Annotated in this window: 1 protein-coding gene and 1 pseudogene; both read left to right on the forward strand. The window is 73.0% G+C overall.

Translation table 11 applies throughout. The annotated features are described in order from the left end of the window. Positions 1 to 268: pseudogene (locus tag ACXAID_RS28255) on the forward strand (hypothetical protein); the annotation flags it as partial. 126 nt (positions 269 to 394) lie between these two features. Then, a partial coding sequence (locus ACXAID_RS28260; protein WP_475025456.1) for a PGRS repeat-containing protein occupies positions 395 to 896 on the forward strand: 502 nt, incomplete at its 3' end.

Genomic DNA, 896 nt, shown 5'->3' on the forward strand with positions numbered 1-896 from the left:
GTCGATCGCCACCGCGGGCAGCGCGGCGGTCGCCGGCTCCATCGCCACCGCGGGCAGCGCGGCGGTCGCCGGCTGCATCCTGACCGTGCTGTCGATCGCCTGCGCGAGGTGCGCGGCGTGCCTGGGGTGCATCGCATGCAAGAGATGCAAGGCATGCGCCGGGTGCATCGGCTGTGAGAACTGCACCGGCTGCGTCGGCTGCGTGAACTGCTCGGGCCTGCGCAACGCGGTCGGCCTGCGCGACGTGCACGCCGCCTATCAGCTCTAGCCGGCCTGGACGTTGCGCGGTCGTGCCGTCGGCCACAGCGACGGGAAAATCCGCCGAAGATCGGCCCTCAGCGTGGTCGCGCTATAGGTTTGTCCGGAACTGGTTGCGCACGGAAGGACACGCCGGGTGACGAACAATCTATGGCTGGGCATACCCGGCGCCGCCGGAGTCGCGCTCGCCGCGGCATTCGTTGGGTCACCAGGGCTCGCCCATGCGGCCCCGGTGGCCGGCAGTGGCCTGACCGTGCCGAGCTCGCCGGGCGTGATCGGGCTGGCTCCTCCGCTCGACCCGACCGGGCTGGATTGTGTGCTGACCGTCAGTCGGGACTGCGCCTCGTCGGCAACGTCGGCGGTGACGGCCGCTGCCACGCCCGCTGCCAGCGCGGACCTGTTCTTTGTCGACTTGATGTCGGGCAGATGCGGGTTGATCTGCAACGGCGCCGACGGCGGACCCGGAGAAGCCGGCCAGGCCGGCGGACTGCTCTTCGGCAACGGGGGCGCGGGCGGGGCCGGGGTCGAGGAAGGCCAGGCCGGTGGCGCAGGCGGGGCTGCGGGTCTGTTCGGCAATGGCGGTGCCGGTGGTGCGGGCGGGGCGCGAGCGTCCGGCGGGGCGGGCGGCGCCGGCGGAC

It is taken from the genome of Mycobacterium sp. ABE4_509 (assembly GCF_056160785.1).